The sequence below is a fragment of the Serratia sp. root2 genome (genome assembly GCF_031931805.1).
Lineage (GTDB): Bacteria > Pseudomonadota > Gammaproteobacteria > Enterobacterales > Enterobacteriaceae > Serratia > Serratia inhibens.
Map to the genome: position 1 here is coordinate 490,506 of NZ_JAUJXB010000002.1, position 17,178 is coordinate 507,683.

Sequence of the window (17,178 nt, forward strand, 5' to 3'; positions counted from 1 at the left end):
CAAATAGCGAAAGTTATGCGCGCCCTACCGGGAAGGCAAGCACTTCGCTCAGGCTCTCGGCGCCCAATGCCAGCATGACCAGCCGATCAACCCCTAACGCCACGCCGGAACATTCCGGCATACCGTGCTGCAAAGCGTCCAGCAGGTTGTTATCGATAGGGTGCTGCGGCAAACCGCGTTCCGCACGTTTGCGGTTATCCTGATCAAAACGCTGACGCTGTTCGCGACTGTCGGTCAATTCACGAAAGCCATTCGCCAGCTCGATCCCCTTGAAATACACCTCAAAACGCTCCGCCACGCGGTGATCTTCGGTACTGATCTCCGCCAATGACGCCTGGCTGGCAGGGAAGTGATAAACGAACGCCGGTTTGTCACGGCCAATGTACGGCTCAACGCCGACGGTGAACAGCAGCTGCAGCAGCGTATCGCGGTCTTCTTCAGTATCGGCAATGTTGCTCAGATCGAGCTTGGCCGCCGCTTCACGCAGTTGCGCTTTCTCTGCCGACAGCGGATCGATATCCAGGTGACGCAGGAAAGCCTGCTGATAGGACAAGGTTTCCGCACTGCCGCAATCCAGCACCTGCTGGAGCAAATCATCCACCTCATTCATCAGCCGGTACATGTCGTAATGCGGGCGGTACCACTCCAGCATGGTGAATTCCGGGTTGTGATGGCGACCGGCCTCTTCATTACGGAAACTGCGCCCCATCTGATAGATCGGGCCGCTACCCGCCGCCAGCAACCGCTTCATGTGATATTCCGGGCTGGTCATCATGTACAGCGTCAGGCCATCCGCCGCCCCCGGGCCGACAAAACGCGTCTGAAACGGGAAAAGGTGGATATCGGTAACCGTCGCCTGGCTCATGGTTGGCGTCTCAACTTCCAATACGCCACGATCGGCGAAGAAACGCCGGATCTCAGTCAGGATCGCTGCGCGCTTCAACAAATTGGCGATGGGTGCACTTGGTTGCCAGCTTGCCGTTTCGCTCATGGTAATTACTCCGAAATCAAACAGGGGATGCAGTCTACTCGTATCCAGGCATGCAAACAAATTCTTAACAGCCGGGCACCTTTGACGGTGATAATTCCTCACAAACGAGTAGCGATAAGGTTAATAAAAGGTGAAAAAACGTTAAATATCCCTTGAAGGCAATAATTCTTCCAGCCAATAGCTAAAAGACAAAACAATCGATCACATCAAATTTCTTCTACTTAACTTTAGGTATAGTTAATTCCACATAATTGGTGGGAGATATCTATCCTCAGTCTTTATGCAATATCAATCGGTTCAATTAGTTAGTGCCCGAAGCGTTTTTATAAATATTAAGCATAGATATTTAATTTGCCGTTCTTAACAAGAATATTGGAGGAATGCAGTGCAAACCTTTAACGCCGATCTTGCCATTATTGGGGCCGGGGGTGCTGGTTTACGTGCAGCAATAGCCGCAGCGGAAGCCAACCCTCAACTGAAAATCGCCCTGATTTCCAAAGTCTACCCGATGCGCAGCCATACGGTGGCCGCTGAAGGGGGCTCCGCCGCCGTCACTCAGGATCACGATAGCTTCGATTACCACTTCCACGACACCGTTGCCGGTGGCGACTGGCTGTGCGAGCAGGACGTGGTCGATCATTTCGTCCACAACTGCCCGCGTGAGATGGCTCAGCTTGAACAGTGGGGCTGCCCGTGGAGCCGTAAACCGGACGGCTCGGTCAACGTGCGCCGCTTTGGCGGCATGAAGATTGAACGTACCTGGTTCGCCGCCGACAAGACCGGCTTCCATATGCTGCACACCCTGTTCCAGACCTCGCTCAAATACCCGCAAATCCAGCGTTTCGACGAACACTTCGTGCTGGACATTCTGGTGGATGACGGCCAGGTCCGTGGCCTGGTGGCGATGAACATGATGGAAGGCACCCGCGTGCAGATCCGCGCCAATGCGGTGGTCATGGCTACCGGCGGTGCCGGGCGCGTATACCGCTACAACACCAACGGCGGCATCGTCACCGGTGATGGCATGGGTATGGCGTTCCACCACGGCATTCCGCTGCGTGATATGGAGTTCGTTCAGTATCACCCTACCGGCCTGCCGGGCTCCGGCATCCTGATGACCGAAGGTTGCCGTGGCGAAGGCGGCATTCTGGTGAACAAGGACGGTTATCGTTACCTGCAAGATTACGGCATGGGCCCGGAAACGCCGCTGGGCGAACCGAAAAACAAATATATGGAGCTCGGTCCGCGCGACAAGGTTTCGCAGGCCTTCTGGCACGAATGGCGCGCCGGCCGCACCATCGCCACCCCGCGCGGCGACGTGGTCTATCTGGATCTGCGCCATCTGGGGGAAAAGAAACTGCTGGAACGTCTGCCGTTCATCTGTGAACTGGCGAAGGCTTACGTCGGCGTCGATCCGGTGAAAGAGCCGATCCCGGTGCGCCCGACCGCGCACTACACCATGGGCGGCATTGAAACCGATCAGAACTGCGAAACCCGCATTAAAGGGCTGTTCGCCGTCGGCGAATGCTCCTCCGTCGGTCTGCACGGCGCCAACCGCCTCGGCTCTAACTCACTGGCGGAACTGGTAGTGTTCGGCCGCGTAGCCGGCGAGAACGCCGCCCGCCGTGCGCTGGAAAGCGGCCCGGCCAATGGGAGCGCACTGGATGCTCAGGGCCGTGATGTCGAAGCCCGGTTGAGCAACCTGATGAAGCAGGAAGGCAACGAAAACTGGTCAAAAATTCGCGATGAAATGGGCCTGTCGATGGAAGAAGGCTGCGGCATCTACCGCACGCCGGAGCTGATGCAAAAGACCATCGATAAGCTGGCGGAGCTGAAAGAGCGTTTCAAGCGCGTCAAAATCACCGACAGATCCAGCGTGTTCAATACCGATCTGTTGTACACCATCGAATTGGGCTATGGGCTGGACGTGGCCGAATGCATGGCGCACTCCGCCTTCAACCGCAAAGAATCGCGCGGCGCCCACCAACGTCTGGACGAAGGCTGTACCGAGCGCGACGACGTAAACTTCCTGAAACATACGCTGGCGTTCCACAACCCGAATGGCGCGCCGCGACTGGAATACAGCGACGTGAAGATCACCAAACTGCCACCGGCCAAACGTGTGTACGGCGCTGAAGCCGAAGCGCAGGATAAAAAGGACAAGGAGCAGGCAAATGGCTGAGATGAACACCCTGAAAATCGAGGTCATGCGGTATAACCCGGAACGCGACGCCGAGCCGCATTTCGAGACCTTTGCGGTGCCTTATGACGAGCAAACCTCGCTGCTCGATGCGCTGGGCTACATCAAGGATAACCTGGCGCCCGACCTCTCGTATCGCTGGTCATGCCGCATGGCGATCTGCGGTTCGTGCGGCATGATGGTTAACCGGGTGCCAAAACTGGCCTGCAAAACCTTCCTGCGCGAATACACCGGCGGCATGAAGGTGGAAGCGTTGGGCAACTTCCCGATCGAACGCGATTTGGTGGTCGATATGACTCACTTTATCGAAAGTCTGGAGGCGATTAAGCCCTATATCATCGGCAACAACCGCAAACCGGAAGATGGCCCTAACGTGCAGACCCCGGCGCAAATGGCCAAATATCACCAGTTTTCCGGCTGCATCAACTGCGGTCTGTGTTATGCCGCCTGCCCGCAGTTCGGTCTGAACCCGGAATTTATCGGCCCGGCGGCGATCACCCTGGCGCACCGCTACAACCTGGATAACCGCGATCACGGCCAGAAGCAGCGCATGGCGCAACTCAACGGCCAAAACGGCGTCTGGAGCTGTACCTTTGTCGGTTACTGCTCTGAAGTGTGTCCAAAGCACGTCGACCCGGCGGCTGCCATCCAGCAGGGCAAGGTGGAAAGCGCCAAAGATTTCATGATCGCCATGCTGAAGCCGCAATAAGGAGAGAACCGCAATGACAACACAACGTAAGCCTTATGTGCGCACCATGACGCCGACCTGGTGGCAAAAGCTCGGCTTCTACCGTTTTTATATGCTGCGTGAAAGCACCTCGGTGCCGGCGGTGTGGTTCAGCATCGTACTGATTTACGGCATTTTTTCTCTGAAAGGCGGTGTAGATAGCTGGGCCGGCTTCGTCGGTTTTCTGCAAAACCCGTTGGTGCTGCTGATTAACGTTATCGCCCTGCTGGCGGCGCTGCTGCATACCAAAACCTGGTTCGATCTGGCGCCGAAAGCCGCCAATATCGTGGTCAACAACGAGAAAATGGGGCCAGGACCGATAGTGAAAGCACTGTGGGCGGTGACGCTGGTCGCCAGCGCGATCATTCTGGCCGTAGCCTTGGTGTAACCCGGAGGAAATATGATAAATCAATCACCTAAACGCTCCGACGAGCCGGTTTTCTGGGGGTTATTCGGCGCAGGCGGCATGTGGGGAGCGATTGTCGCGCCCGCCATCGTGCTGCTGGTCGGAATATTGCTGCCGCTAGGCCTGTTCCCCGGCGACGCACTGGGCTATGACCGCGTGCTGGCATTTTGCCAAAGCCTGATCGGCCGCCTGTTCCTGCTGCTGATGATTATCCTGCCGCTGTGGTGCGGTCTGCACCGGATCCATCATGCGATGCACGATTTGAAAATTCACGTGCCGGCCGGTAAATGGGTGTTCTATGGCCTGGCTGCCATCCTCAGCGTGGTAACCCTGATTGGGGTAGTCACTCTGTAAGCCCCTTGGCGGCCAATGTTCGTTGGCCGCCTTTCTATGGGTCTATTAGTTCGATCAAATCGAGATACCCTATGTATTTCAAGTTGTAGCTAGGCGCCCAGCTCACTCATCCCCAGGAGCTTACTAAGGTAAGTGACTGGGGTTAGTGAGTGCAGGTAACAACGCTACAGCTTGAAAGACGACGGGTATCAGTGACTGCTGAACTTCAGGCCGAGTATCCCGACCACGATCAGACACAGGCTGAGAATGCGCGCGATATTGGTCGATTCGCCAAGCAGCACCATCCCCATAATTGCCGCCCCTACCGCGCCGATACCGGTCCAGACCGCATAAGCCGTGCCGGCAGGCAACGTTTTCATGGCATGCGCCAACAACAGCATACTGACCACCATGGCGGCGACAGTGATAATGCTGGGCGTCAGTCGGGTAAAACCGTGGGTGTATTTCAGGCCGATAGCCCACACCACTTCGAGCAAACCGGCAATAAGCAGAATAATCCAAGCCATGAACAGGCTCCGTTACGATGGGGTCGTCCCCGAAAGCTGATGCGTAAACAGGTCGTCCCGTTTAGCTTTGTGAAAAATGCCTGGGAATTATACCTGCGGCTGGGCAGGATAGCAGTACAAAGGTGGTGTTTACCGAGGTTCAGGGGTGAAGCGGTATCCCACGGTGGGGCTGTTTACGTGGAATACCACAAGAGGCAAAAAAGGCAGGTTATTCTGCACTGCGCTGGATGGCTTCCCCGCCGGCCTGCACGTCTTTACCTACGCCTTTGGTGGTATTGCATGCGGTCAATGAGGTCAGGATCATCAAAGAGAAAATCGCGATAATACTTTTCTTCAGCATATGAAAGTCCTTATTTGTCAGTGATGAAAAAGTACGGCTTTCTAAGTTTAGTAAATATTAACGAGAGTTGCTGTTTAAAACGCTTTTATTTCGCACAATTACATTATTGAAATTAATGTTTTCTAGCTGGCCGTTCGCGAAATAGCGCCGCCGAGGTGCTGAACATCCTCACCGAAACCGCGGAAAGTATTACAACCACTAAGGGACACAAGCAACAACAGGGAGATCACGGCCAACAGAGTTTTCTTCATCATGCTGAGTCTGCCAACGATATGCGAGAGGGGATAAAGCAAAGGAGCCACTCAGGGCTCCTTTGTTTGGAAACTTATTTTACGCGTGAAACGTATTCGCCAGAGCGGGTGTCAACACGGACAACTTCGCCAATCTGTACGAACAATGGCACTTTTACCACAGCGCCAGTGCTCAAGGTCGCAGGTTTGCCGCCGGTTCCGGCAGTATCGCCTTTCAGACCAGGATCGGTATCAGTGATTTCTGCTTCGATAAAGTTCGGTGGCTGAACGGCGATTGGGCGACCGTCCCACAGCGTGACGATGCATTCCGCGTTATCTTGCAGCCATTTTGCCGCGTCAGAAACGGTTTTTTCTTCAACCCCGTGTTGCTCGAAAGTCTCAGGGTGCATGAAGTGGTAGAACTCACCGTCGTTGTACAGGTAGTTCATGTTGGTATCTACAACGTCTGCGCCTTCGCAAGAGTCGGTAGATTTAAAGGTTTTCTCTACGCGGCTGCCGGTCAGCAGGCGGCGCATTTTAACACGCGCAAACGCCTGGCCTTTGCCCGGTTTAACGAACTCGCTGGATTCGATGGCATAAGGCTCGCCTTCGAACATGATTTTAAGACCCGGACGGAAATCGTTGCTAGAATAAGTCGCCATGATGGCCCCTCTGAATATTTAAACTGGTAGCTTAGCCAAAAAAATGGCACACATTATAACCCAAAATACGGCATATAGAGAAGATTGGTTGCATCAACTCGCCGATGTTATTACCGATCCCGATGAATTACTGCAGCTTTTATCACTGAATACGCATCCGGAACTGCCGCAGGGCCGCGAGGCCCGTCGATTGTTCGCGCTGCGCGTCCCTCGCGCCTTCGCAGCGCGCATGCGCCCCGGCGATGCCAACGACCCGCTGCTGCGCCAGGTGCTGACCGCCAGCGAAGAATTCATCAATGCGCCCGGCTTCACTACCGATCCGCTGGACGAACAGCGCAGCGTGGTGCCGGGCCTGTTGCATAAATACCGTAATCGCGCTCTGCTGCTGGTCAAGGGTGGCTGTGCGGTCAACTGCCGCTACTGCTTCCGCCGCCATTTTCCGTATCAGGATAACCAGGGCAACAAGGCCAACTGGCGCCAGGCGCTCGATTATATCCGCCAACACCCGGAACTGGATGAGATTATTTTCTCCGGCGGCGATCCGCTGATGGCGAAAGACAGCGAGCTCGACTGGCTGATCGGCGAGTTGGAAGCCATCCCGCATCTGAAACGCCTGCGCATCCACACCCGCCTGCCGGTAGTGATCCCGGCGCGCATTACGCCGGAGCTGTGCCGTCGGCTGTCCGCTTCGCGCCTGCAGGTGCTGATGGTGACGCACATCAACCACGCCAATGAAATTGACCGTGAATTGCAGATGGGTATGACGCAACTGCGTCTGGCAGGCGTTACGTTGCTGAATCAGAGCGTGCTGCTGCGCGGTATCAATGACAACGCCGACACGTTGGCGACGCTGAGCAACGCGCTGTTTGACGCCGGCATTCTGCCCTATTACATCCACGTACTGGATAAGGTTCAGGGCGCGGCGCACTTTATGGTCAGCGACGACGAAGCGCGCACGATTATGCAGGCGCTGCTGAGCAAGGTTTCAGGCTATATGGTGCCGCGTCTGACGCGTGAGGTCGGCGGCAAACCAAGCAAAACCCCCCTCGATCTGCATCTGATGCAAAGCTGATCGACCACCCGTTTCAGATACAAAAAGAGGCATGCCTGGGCATGCCTCTTTTTTATGTATACCCTGCACGTTACTGCTTTATGGGCACTTGTAAACCTGGCCAATCATTTTGCTGTCCAGCGGAGCAAAGCTTGAAAGCAGGTTCTGTGTCGGGCTGGTTGCGCCATAGATGACATTGCCACCCATCGCCGCTGCCTTGTTACGCAGATCGTTTGCCGCGCCGCGCATAGAGCTGCCTTCGCCGCCGTTACCGGACAACCAATTGCTCTGGGTGCCGGTCACTTCGCCCACCAGCTGACATTCAGCCGCCGGTTTGGTGTCGGTAAATTTGACCTGCTGGCCTGCGGCGGACAGTTCGTTGGTGCTGCTGCAACCTGCCAGCAGCATAGCTGCCGAAAGACCCAGTAAGGCTTTAATCCGCATCTTGTTCCCCATATGATATTGAGAATTCTGCACAAGCTTATCAGAAAGCGTTGCCATCTCTTAAGCATCCGTTGCCACGGGTACCGGGTCAACGCCTTGAGCGACAGCTGATGAAATATCAGTTTACCAGCTAAATCACCCCGGGCTGCAAAAATATCATCAAATACAGTGCGGCAAAGAGCACAGAATAAAAAAACCCCGGCCAATTGACCGGGGTTCTCAGCACACAGACAGTGTGGGGGATGATTACATCATGCCGCCCATGCCACCCATGCCGCCCATACCGCCAGCGCCGCCTAAATCAGGCGCATCGCTTTTCGGCAGGTCGGTCACCATGCACTCGGTGGTGATCATCAGGCCAGCCACAGAAGCCGCGTACTGCAGAGCAGAACGGGTCACTTTGGTTGGATCCAGGATACCCATCGCGATCATGTCGCCGTATTCTTCGGTCGCTGCATTGTAGCCGTAATTACCTTCGCCCGCTTTCACGGTGTTGGCAACAACAGATGGCTCTTCGCCGCAGTTCAGAACGATCTGACGCAGTGGTGATTCCATTGCGCGCAGCGCAACTTTGATACCCACGTTCTGATCTTCGTTCACGCCACGCAGTTCGCTCAGTTTGGACGCTGCGCGAATCAGCGCAACACCACCACCAGCAACTACGCCTTCTTCTACTGCAGCACGGGTTGCGTGCAGAGCATCTTCAACGCGAGCTTTCTTCTCTTTCATTTCAACTTCGGTAGCAGCACCGACTTTGATTACCGCAACGCCGCCAGCCAGTTTAGCTACGCGCTCTTGCAGTTTTTCACGGTCGTAATCAGAAGTTGCTTCTTCGATCTGCTGACGAATCTGGGACACACGGCCCTGAATCGCAGGTTCTTCACCATTGCCATCGATGATGATAGTGGTGTCTTTGTTGATAACGATACGTTTAGCAGTACCCAGGTCTTCCAGAGTCGCTTTTTCCAGCTCCAGACCGATCTCTTCAGAGATAACGGTACCGCCAGTCAGGGTAGCGATATCCTGCAGCATGGCTTTACGACGGTCGCCGAAACCAGGTGCTTTAACCGCAGCCACTTTCACGATGCCGCGCATGGTGTTGACCACCAGGGTAGCCAGTGCTTCGCCTTCAACATCTTCAGCGATGATCAGCAGCGGTTTGCCGGCTTTCGCCACGGCTTCCAGTACTGGCAGCATTTCACGGATGTTGGAGATTTTCTTGTCAGCCAGCAGGATGAACGGACTTTCCAGTTCGATAGAACCGGTTTCCGGTTTGTTGATGAAGTAAGGAGACAGGTAACCGCGGTCGAACTGCATACCTTCAACAACGTCCAGCTCGTCTTGCAGGCCAGTGCCTTCTTCAACGGTGATAACGCCTTCTTTGCCCACTTTCTCCATGGCTTCTGCAATCAGTTTACCCACGGTTTCGTCGGAGTTTGCAGAGATGGTGCCTACCTGAGCGATAGCTTTGGAGTCGGAGCAAGGTACGGACAGTTTTTTCAGCTCTTCAACGGCGGCGATAACCGCCTTGTCGATACCGCGCTTCAGGTCCATCGGGTTCATGCCGGCGGCGACTGCTTTCAGGCCTTCGGTGATGATGGATTGAGCCAGTACGGTTGCAGTGGTGGTGCCGTCGCCCGCAGCGTCGTTCGCTTTGGAGGCCACTTCTTTCACCATCTGCGCACCCATGTTTTCGAACTTGTCTTCCAGTTCGATTTCACGGGCTACGGATACGCCATCTTTAGTGATGGTAGGAGCGCCGAAGGATTTATCCAGCACTACGTTACGGCCTTTCGGGCCCAGGGTCACTTTTACTGCATCAGCGAGAACATTCACGCCGCGGAGCATTTTCACGCGAGCGTCATTGCCGAATTTTACGTCTTTAGCTGCCATTGGTATTTCCCTTCAACTCGTTTCGTTCAGTTCAGAAGATAAAGCGTAATTACGCTTCAACAATTGCCAGAATGTCGCTTTCGGACATGATCAACACTTCTTCATTGTCGATCTTCTCTGCTTTCACGCCGTAGCCGTCGTTGAAAATCACGATATCGCCAACTTTCACATCCAGCGGTTGGATGTTGCCGCTTTCCAGAACACGCCCTTTACCCACTGCCACAACTTCACCACGAGTAGATTTACCCGCTGCAGAGCCAGTCAGAACGATGCCGCCAGCAGATTTTGATTCAACTTCTTTGCGCTTGACGATAACGCGGTCATGCAATGGACGAATACTCATTGAACGCTCTCCTGTAAGAAGGTTTCTATCAGATTTAGGGTTGTCACCGGATTGTTATTACCGGCCTCGTGGGATTTGAAATGGGGGCATTCCATCCCCCTTCAAGGGGCCAGTCAAAAAAATTTTCGCTTTTGACGGCAATCCGGAGGGGACAAATGTGAAAAACGCGGCCGGGGCCGCGTTTTTTCAACGATCGTTACGCTTGTCATGATCGTCCGGCTGGTTTCCCAACGTATAACGATCGTCGTCCTTGCGCTGAAACTCGCCGTCGAAGGTGTTGCCGTTGGCGGCATCGCCGCCCTGGCTCCAGCCGCCGGGACGGTAGACCGAAAGGTGTGGCATCAGTTTCAGCGTCAGCGATTTCTGCACCGGCGGCAACAGCAGCAACAGCCCAAGAAAATCGGTGAAGAATCCCGGCACCAACAGCAGGAAGCCCGCCAGCACCAGCGAGACGCTTTTCACCATTTCTGCCGCCGGGCTTTCACCTGCGGCCAGTTTCTGTTGCATTTGCACGAAGGTTTTCATGCCCTGGTTGCGCACCAGCGAAATGCCGACGCAGGAGGTGAACACCACCAGCAACAGGGTTATCGCCACGCCCAATACGGCGGCGACCTTGATAAAGAGAGATATTTCGATGTAAGCCAACAGAAATATCAACAGTAACGGTAACCAGCGCACCTGGTTCTCCTATAGTAGCAGCACGCTCCCGCAGGGTGGCGGTAACGCGAAAAGAGGGGCCGGTAAAACGGCCGACATAATTACAATGGGGTCTTCCCGTCGCCATTTCAACCAAAGCCCTTTTTTTATTGCTAAAGTTAACAAACGTGAATGAGATCACAGAACGGGAAAAGCGTGATTCCAGAAGGCTCAGAAGGTGATCTGGATTCAGTCATTTATTACTAACCAGCATATGATCTGGGCTGCAACGGGCGCGATGGTTAATCGTTTCATGCCCCAAGCCTTCGGCAACATTATTTAGTTACCTGACAAATTTTTAATTCGGCAGCAACACATAGAGAAGGTTCTCATGTCAAACAACATTCGTATCGAAGAAGACCTGTTAGGAACACGTGAAGTCCCCGCAGAAGCCTATTACGGTGTTCATACCCTGCGTGCGATTGAAAATTTCTATATCAGCAACAGCAAAATCAGCGATGTGCCCGAGTTTGTCCGTGGCATGGTGATGGTAAAAAAAGCCGCAGCGCTGGCAAATAAAGAGCTAAAAACCATTCCGCGCAAAATCGCTGATGTCATCATCCAGGCTTGTGATGAAGTGCTGGATAAAGGCAAATGCATGGACCAGTTCCCGGTCGACGTGTTCCAGGGCGGCGCAGGTACCTCGCTGAACATGAACACCAACGAAGTGCTGGCGAATATCGGTCTGGAACTGATGGGCCATCAGAAAGGCGAATATCAATATCTGAACCCCAACGATCACCTTAATAAATGCCAGTCCACCAACGACGCTTACCCTACCGGTTTCCGCATCGCGGTATACGCCTCCAACCAGAAACTGATCGACGCCATCAACCAACTGCGTGAAGGTTTTGATCGCAAAGCGAAAGAGTTCGAAACCATTCTGAAAATGGGACGCACCCAGTTGCAGGATGCCGTGCCTATGACTCTGGGTCAGGAATTCCACGCATTCAGCGTGCTGCTGAAAGAAGAAACCCGTAACCTGCATCGCACGGCAGAACTGCTGCTGGAAGTGAACCTGGGGGCCACGGCGATTGGTACTGCGCTGAACACGCCGGAAGGCTACCAGCACCTGGCCGTACAAAAACTGGCGGAAGTCAGCAACCTGCCGGTAGTGCCGGCCGAAGACCTGATCGAAGCCACCTCCGACTGCGGCGCCTACGTGATGGTGCACAGCGCGTTGAAACGTCTGGCGGTGAAACTGTCCAAGATTTGTAACGATCTGCGCCTGTTATCGTCAGGCCCGCGCGCCGGCCTGAACGAAATCAACCTGCCGGAATTGCAGGCGGGCTCCTCCATCATGCCGGCCAAGGTGAACCCGGTGATCCCGGAAGTGGTCAATCAGGTGTGTTTCAAGGTGATTGGCAACGACACTTGCGTTACCATGGCCGCCGAAGCGGGCCAGCTGCAGTTGAACGTGATGGAGCCGGTGATTGGCCAGGCGATGTTTGAGTCAATCCACATCCTGACCAACGCCTGCTATAACCTGCTGGAAAAATGCATCAACGGCATTACCGCGAATAAAGAAGTGTGCGAACACTACGTGTTCAACTCTATCGGTATCGTCACCTATCTGAACCCGTTCATTGGCCACCACAACGGTGACATCGTCGGGAAGATCTGCGCCGAAACCGGCAAAAGCGTACGTGAAGTGGTGCTGGAACGCGGTCTGCTGACCGAAGCAGAGCTGGATGACATCTTCTCCGTGGAGAACCTGATGCACCCGGCCTATAAAGCCAAACGCTATACGGATGAAAATGAACAATAACAGATATACCCGGTAGCCCTAAAAGGCACGCTAAATCCTCTGGATAGCGTGCCTTTTTACTTTCTGTCGCCCACAAATTTTTAACTTTTCATTTTCAAATAATCTTATTTTAAGGAGTAGACACTATGTTAGCCGTAGAATTGGTTATCGTTCTGCTGGCCATTTTTTTAGGGGCCAGATTGGGCGGTATCGGTATCGGATTTGCTGGCGGATTGGGGGTTTTGGTCCTGGCGTTGATTGGCGTCAAGCCGGGCAGCATCCCTTTCGACGTGATTTCCATCATCATGGCGGTGATTGCCGCAATCTCGGCCATGCAGGTGGCCGGCGGTATGGATTATCTGGTCCAGCAAACTGAAAAACTGCTGCGCAAGAACCCCAAGCACATCACGATTCTGGCGCCGATCGTCACCTATTTCCTGACTATCTTCGCCGGTACCGGCAATATCTCGCTCTCCGCGCTGCCGGTCATCGCCGAAGTGGCGAAAGAACAGGGCATCAAGCCTTGCCGACCGCTGTCCACCGCCGTAGTGGCTGCGCAGATTGCCATTACCGCCTCACCGATCTCCGCCGCCGTGGTGTACATGTCTTCGGTGATGGAAGGTCACGGCGTCAGCTATCTGCATATGCTGATGGTGGTAATGCCTTCGACCTTCTGCGCCGTGCTGTTGATGTCGCTGCTGGTGTCCTGGCTGTTCGATTCCAAGCTGTCTGACGATCCGGTTTACCTGAAACGCCTGGAGGAGGGCCTGATCACCCTGCGCGGCAACAAGGCGATAGACATTAAACCGCGCGCCAAAGCCTCGGTGCTGCTGTTCCTTCTGGGCGTGGTCTGCGTAGTAGCCTACGCCATCATCAACAGCCCTGGGCTTGGGCTGGTGGCAAAACCCTTGATGAACACCACCAACGCCATTTTGATCATCATGCTGAGCGTCGCTACCCTGACCACTCTGCTGTGCCGGGTCGACACCGATATGGTGCTCAACTCCAGCACCTTTAAGGCCGGCATGAGCGCCTGTATCTGTATTCTGGGCGTGGCCTGGTTGGGCGATACCTTCGTACAGGCCAACATCGACTGGATCAAAGAAACTGCAGGTGCGGTGATCCAATCTCATCCATGGCTGCTGGCGGTGATTTTCTTCTTCTGTTCGGCACTGCTGTACTCGCAGGCCGCCACCGCCAAGGCGCTGATGCCGATGGCGCTGGCGCTGAACGTCTCGCCGCTGACCGCCATCGCGTCCTTCGCCGCCGTTTCCGGCCTGTTTATTCTGCCAACTTACCCAACGCTGGTCGCGGCGGTGCAGATGGACGATACCGGCACCACGCGCATCGGGCGTTTCGTGTTTAATCACCCGTTCTTTATCCCCGGCACCATCGGGGTAGTATTGGCGGTGCTGTTCGGTTTCCTGCTGGGCAGCGTGATGCTGTAATCTTTTTACCGGGGCTGCGGCCCCGGTTTCCCCTGAGTCCCCCCGTTGGTGATAAACTCGCCTTCTAGCCAACTCTCCTTCAAGGTATAGTGCCCCTGATAATCTGGATGAGAGGGCCGAAAATGTCTGATTGCGAAGCTGTCGTCATACTCTGCACTGCCCCCGATGAGGCCACCGCGCAAGACCTGGCGGCCCGGGTTTTGGGGGAAAAGCTGGCAGCCTGCGCCACGTTGCTGCCCGGCGTGACATCGCTCTATTACTGGGAAGGGAAACTGGAACAGGAATACGAAGTGCAGATATTGTTCAAAAGCGACCGCCGCCATCAAGACGCCCTGCTCGACACCCTGAAACAACATCACCCGTATCAAACGCCCGAGCTGTTGGTGCTGCCGGTGATGGCTGGAGATAAAGACTACCTGTTATGGATCAACGCCTCATTAAAGTAATATTCCTGCTCTGCAGCCTGTTTTTTTTACCGCAAGCAGCTCAGGCATCCTTGTTCGGCCAAAGCGGCGGCAGTCAGTTCGTGCCTGTCGATCAGGCATTCGCCTTTGACTTTAAACAACAGGATCACCAACTGGCCCTGAGCTGGCAAATTCGCCCCGGTTACTACCTCTATCGTCAACAGATCAAGCTGGTGCCGCAGCAAGCAACGCTAGGCACCTTTGAATTGCCCGAAGGACTGAGCCACAAGGATGAGTTCTTCGGTGAAGTCGCTATTTTCAAACAACAGCTCGCTCTGAACATTCCACTGCAACAGGCGGCCAACGGCGCCAGCCTGAGCGTAACCTATCAGGGTTGCGCGGAAGCCGGTTTCTGCTACCCGCCTGAGACGCGAGTGATCCCATTGGATGCGGCGAGCGCCGCCACAGCGCCACCCGTTGATGTGCCAACGGAACCCGCACCCGCCAACCTGCCGTTTTCGCCGCTTTGGGCCCTGTTGATTGGTATTGGCATTGCCTTCACTCCCTGCGTGCTGCCGATGTACCCGCTGATTTCCGGCATCATTCTGGGCCGTGAAAAACCGCACAGCAGCGGACGCATTCTGGCGCTGGCCGTGGTTTACGTACAGGGCATGGCACTCACCTATACCCTGCTCGGCCTGGTGGTGGCCGCCGCCGGGCTGCAGTTCCAGGCGGCGTTGCAGCATCCGTACGTGCTGATCGGCCTGTCGGTGCTGTTTATCGCGCTGGCGCTGTCGATGTTTGGCCTGTATTCGCTGCAGTTGCCTTCTTCGCTGCAAACGCGGCTGGCGGGCTGGAGCAACACCCAAAAGGGCGGCTCGCTGCCTGGTGTGTTCCTGATGGGTGCGCTGGCCGGGTTGATTTGCTCGCCCTGCACCACCGCGCCGCTGAGCGCCATCCTGCTCTACATCGCCCAGAGCGGCAATATGTGGGCCGGCGGCGGCACTTTGTATCTCTACGCATTGGGGATGGGCATCCCGCTGGTGCTGATAACCCTGTTCGGCAACCGCCTGCTACCGCGCAGCGGGCCGTGGATGCAGTATGTGAAAGAGGCCTTCGGCTTCGTGATCCTGGCCCTGCCGATATTCCTGTTGGAGCGGGTGATCGGCGACCTGTGGGGACTGCGGCTGTGGAGCCTGCTCGGCCTGGCGTTCTTCGGTTGGGCGTTCGCCCTGAGCCTGAAAACCTCGCGCGGCTGGGCGCGCGCATTACAGCTGCTGCTGCTGGCGGCGGCGGTGATCGCCGCAAGGCCGCTGCAGGACTGGGCCTTTGGCACCGACAATACGCAGCAGACTGCGATACCGCACCTGAATTTCTCGCGGATTAATAACGTCGAACAACTCAACCTGGCACTGCAACAGGCACAAGGCAAGCCGGTGATGCTGGATCTGTACGCCGACTGGTGCGTCGCTTGCAAGGAGTTCGAGAAATATACCTTCAGCGACGCGGCGGTTCAGGCTAAGCTGACCAACGTGGTGCTGCTACAGGCGGATGTCACCGCCAACAATGCCGAACACGCAGCGCTGCTCAAACACCTGAAGGTCCTTGGGCTACCGACTATTCTGTTCTTTAACGGTGCAGGCCGAGAGCTGACGGACCAGCGAGTAACCGGATTTATGGATGCTCCGGCGTTTAACGCGCATTTGCAGAAAGCGGTGCAATAAATAACACTGAAGTTCGGAACCGAATTTGGAGGGAGCACAAGTGCAACGTGAACACGTTCTTGATACGGCACTGGGGCTGTTGGAACAACAGGGCCTGGCGACCACCACGCTGGAAATGCTGGCAGAAAAACTCGAGGTGCAGCCCAGCGATCTCAAACGGTTTTGGCCGGATCGCGAAGCGCTGCTGTATGACTGCCTGCGCTACCACGGGCAGCAAATCGACACCTGGCGCCGCCAACTGCTGCTGGACGAAAGCCTGAGCCCGCAGCAAAAGTTGCTGGCGCGCTACGACGTACTGGCGGAATACGTACAGCACGATCGCTACCCCGGCTGCCTTTTTATCGCCGCCTGCAGCTTCTTCCCAGAAGTAGATCACCCGATTCATCAGCTGGCGGAACAACAGAAGCTGACGTCGCTGGAGCTGACCCGCGATCTGTTGCGCCAAATGGACGCCGACGACGCCGATATGGTGGCACAGCAAATGGAGCTGATTCAGGAAGGTTGCCTGAGCAAACTGCTGGTAAAACGCCAGCTCCAGGATGTATCCGTCGCTAAACGGCTGGCGGAAGATATCTTGCAGGTGGCGCAGTGCCGCAGAAACGGCGCTTTAGGCTGATTGAACGGCGAAAGGCCGGGCTGACGAGGCACTTTCGCAACCAAAATGGGCATACTTTTACGCTCCTTGCATGAAAAGTCAGCAACCGAATGCTTTTTCAGGTATTTCACGCATAAAGCCGTTGACGGCTCTCAGCCAATACGGTTTAATGCTGCGCGTTGCCCGGATAGCTCAGTCGGTAGAGCAGGGGATTGAAAATCCCCGTGTCCTTGGTTCGATTCCGAGTCCGGGCACCATATTTAGAAGAACCCGCCTATGGCGGGTTTTTTGCTTTTCAGGGACAGGACTCTCCATCGAACAAGTTCGATTATTCGGCCTGAAGGCCTCACCCTGCGGGCCAACGCTGAAGCGTTGTTCAACACGGCGCAGGCGCCGGTTGTCCGAGTCCGGGCACCA

General features: G+C 55.3%; 19 protein-coding genes and 1 tRNA gene. 11 read left to right on the forward strand and 9 right to left on the reverse strand.

The window, feature by feature from the left end:
• Nucleotides 1–13: 13 nt before the first annotated feature.
• Nucleotides 14–991, reverse strand: coding sequence for an elongation factor P--(R)-beta-lysine ligase (gene epmA, locus QZQ97_RS15985; RefSeq protein ID WP_311994249.1), 978 nt, complete (start codon nucleotides 989–991; stop codon nucleotides 14–16).
• A 385-nt stretch (nucleotides 992–1,376) separates the two neighbouring features.
• On the opposite strand from epmA, the gene frdA reads away from it, so the two are divergent.
• Genes frdA through frdD form a run of 4 tightly spaced genes read left to right on the forward strand, consistent with a single transcriptional unit; the run spans nucleotide 1,377 to nucleotide 4,678 of the window.
• A complete protein-coding gene (gene frdA / locus QZQ97_RS15990; protein WP_311994250.1) occupies nucleotides 1,377–3,173 on the forward strand; it encodes a fumarate reductase (quinol) flavoprotein subunit in 1,797 nt (598 codons plus the stop codon).
• Complete coding sequence (locus tag QZQ97_RS15995; RefSeq protein WP_006322025.1) at nucleotides 3,166–3,900, forward strand: succinate dehydrogenase/fumarate reductase iron-sulfur subunit; 735 nt, start codon at nucleotides 3,166–3,168, stop codon at nucleotides 3,898–3,900. The genes frdA and QZQ97_RS15995 overlap by 8 nt, the downstream gene beginning before the upstream one ends.
• A gap of 13 nt (nucleotides 3,901–3,913) precedes the next feature.
• Entirely contained in the window at nucleotides 3,914–4,306 is a 393-nt protein-coding gene (gene frdC, locus QZQ97_RS16000) for a fumarate reductase subunit FrdC (RefSeq protein WP_063202770.1), read from the forward strand.
• A 12-nt stretch (nucleotides 4,307–4,318) separates the two neighbouring features.
• Nucleotides 4,319–4,678 carry a fumarate reductase subunit FrdD gene (frdD, locus tag QZQ97_RS16005; protein ID WP_311994251.1) on the forward strand — a complete coding sequence of 120 codons (360 nt, stop codon included), beginning with the start codon at nucleotides 4,319–4,321 and terminating at the stop codon, nucleotides 4,676–4,678.
• Between the two features lie 188 nt (nucleotides 4,679–4,866).
• On the opposite strand, the gene sugE is transcribed toward frdD, so the two are convergent.
• From sugE to efp, 4 genes are all read right to left on the reverse strand, one after another.
• Nucleotides 4,867–5,184 carry a quaternary ammonium compound efflux SMR transporter SugE gene (gene sugE / locus QZQ97_RS16010; RefSeq protein WP_006323188.1) on the reverse strand — a complete coding sequence of 106 codons (318 nt, stop codon included), beginning with the start codon at nucleotides 5,182–5,184 and terminating at the stop codon, nucleotides 4,867–4,869.
• Between the two features lie 208 nt (nucleotides 5,185–5,392).
• A complete protein-coding gene (locus tag QZQ97_RS16015; protein ID WP_006323187.1) occupies nucleotides 5,393–5,524 on the reverse strand; it encodes an entericidin A/B family lipoprotein in 132 nt (43 codons plus the stop codon).
• A gap of 122 nt (nucleotides 5,525–5,646) precedes the next feature.
• Nucleotides 5,647–5,778 carry an entericidin A/B family lipoprotein gene (locus QZQ97_RS16020; protein WP_006323186.1) on the reverse strand — a complete coding sequence of 44 codons (132 nt, stop codon included), beginning with the start codon at nucleotides 5,776–5,778 and terminating at the stop codon, nucleotides 5,647–5,649.
• A gap of 71 nt (nucleotides 5,779–5,849) precedes the next feature.
• Nucleotides 5,850–6,416, reverse strand: a complete 567-nt coding sequence (gene efp, locus QZQ97_RS16025) for an elongation factor P (protein WP_004952647.1) — start codon at nucleotides 6,414–6,416, stop codon at nucleotides 5,850–5,852.
• A gap of 43 nt (nucleotides 6,417–6,459) precedes the next feature.
• On the opposite strand from efp, the gene epmB reads away from it, so the two are divergent.
• A complete protein-coding gene (gene epmB, locus QZQ97_RS16030) occupies nucleotides 6,460–7,488 on the forward strand; it encodes an EF-P beta-lysylation protein EpmB (protein ID WP_311994252.1) in 1,029 nt (342 codons plus the stop codon).
• 78 nt (nucleotides 7,489–7,566) lie between these two features.
• Here epmB and QZQ97_RS16035 read toward each other — a convergent pair whose 3' ends face one another.
• From QZQ97_RS16035 to QZQ97_RS16050, 4 genes are all read right to left on the reverse strand, one after another.
• Nucleotides 7,567–7,911, reverse strand: a complete 345-nt coding sequence (locus QZQ97_RS16035; protein WP_006322050.1) for a DUF4156 domain-containing protein — start codon at nucleotides 7,909–7,911, stop codon at nucleotides 7,567–7,569.
• A 246-nt stretch (nucleotides 7,912–8,157) separates the two neighbouring features.
• Nucleotides 8,158–9,804: a chaperonin GroEL gene (groL, locus tag QZQ97_RS16040; RefSeq protein ID WP_126527386.1), complete on the reverse strand. Its 1,647-nt coding sequence runs from the start codon at nucleotides 9,802–9,804 to the stop codon at nucleotides 8,158–8,160.
• 49 nt (nucleotides 9,805–9,853) lie between these two features.
• Complete coding sequence (locus QZQ97_RS16045; protein ID WP_004952634.1) at nucleotides 9,854–10,147, reverse strand: co-chaperone GroES; 294 nt, start codon at nucleotides 10,145–10,147, stop codon at nucleotides 9,854–9,856.
• Nucleotides 10,148–10,333: 186 nt separating this feature from the next.
• Complete coding sequence (locus tag QZQ97_RS16050; protein WP_004952631.1) at nucleotides 10,334–10,825, reverse strand: FxsA family protein; 492 nt, start codon at nucleotides 10,823–10,825, stop codon at nucleotides 10,334–10,336.
• A 349-nt stretch (nucleotides 10,826–11,174) separates the two neighbouring features.
• Here QZQ97_RS16050 and aspA point away from each other — a divergent pair, with 349 nt between their 5' ends.
• From aspA to QZQ97_RS16080, 6 genes are all read left to right on the forward strand, one after another.
• Nucleotides 11,175–12,611, forward strand: coding sequence for an aspartate ammonia-lyase (gene aspA, locus QZQ97_RS16055; RefSeq protein ID WP_311994253.1), 1,437 nt, complete (start codon nucleotides 11,175–11,177; stop codon nucleotides 12,609–12,611).
• 125 nt (nucleotides 12,612–12,736) lie between these two features.
• Nucleotides 12,737–14,038, forward strand: a complete 1,302-nt coding sequence (locus QZQ97_RS16060; RefSeq protein ID WP_004952626.1) for an anaerobic C4-dicarboxylate transporter — start codon at nucleotides 12,737–12,739, stop codon at nucleotides 14,036–14,038.
• A 122-nt stretch (nucleotides 14,039–14,160) separates the two neighbouring features.
• The gene (cutA, locus tag QZQ97_RS16065) at nucleotides 14,161–14,484 is read left to right on the forward strand and encodes a divalent cation tolerance protein CutA (protein ID WP_311994254.1); all 324 of its coding nucleotides are present in this window, start codon (nucleotides 14,161–14,163) and stop codon (nucleotides 14,482–14,484) included.
• Entirely contained in the window at nucleotides 14,460–16,166 is a 1,707-nt protein-coding gene (locus tag QZQ97_RS16070; RefSeq protein ID WP_311994255.1) for a protein-disulfide reductase DsbD, read from the forward strand. Before cutA ends, QZQ97_RS16070 begins: the two co-directional genes overlap by 25 nt.
• Nucleotides 16,167–16,206: 40 nt before the next feature.
• Nucleotides 16,207–16,782: a division control transcriptional repressor DicD gene (dicD, locus tag QZQ97_RS16075; protein WP_311994256.1), complete on the forward strand. Its 576-nt coding sequence runs from the start codon at nucleotides 16,207–16,209 to the stop codon at nucleotides 16,780–16,782.
• Between the two features lie 160 nt (nucleotides 16,783–16,942).
• Nucleotides 16,943–17,018: transfer RNA gene (locus QZQ97_RS16080), tRNA-Phe, on the forward strand.
• Nucleotides 17,019–17,178 lie beyond the last annotated feature (160 nt).